Genomic DNA, 240 nt, shown 5'->3' on the forward strand with positions numbered 1-240 from the left:
GTGGCCCTGGATGTGGCCCGGACCCCGTCCAAGCACGCCGAGGACCTGTTGCCCACCGAGAACCCGGACACCGAGTACCGGGCCCTGGCCGCTCCCCCGGGCACGGATGTGCACGTGTTCGGACGGCGTGGGCCGGCGCAGGTGAAGGTCACCCCGTTGGAGCTGCGGGTGCTGGCGCAACCCCGGGAGGTGGACATCGTGTTGTTCGAGGAGGACTACGACGTCGATGCGGCCTCGGTG

General features: G+C 70.4%; 1 pseudogene. It reads left to right on the top strand.

Annotated features, from left to right (window positions below):
* Window positions 1-240 (top strand): annotated as a pseudogene (locus KVS67_RS12960) (pyridine nucleotide-disulfide oxidoreductase); the annotation flags it as partial.

The sequence above is a fragment of the Micrococcus sp. GbtcB5 genome, from assembly GCF_019091605.1.
Taxonomy (GTDB): domain Bacteria; phylum Actinomycetota; class Actinomycetes; order Actinomycetales; family Micrococcaceae; genus Micrococcus; species Micrococcus luteus.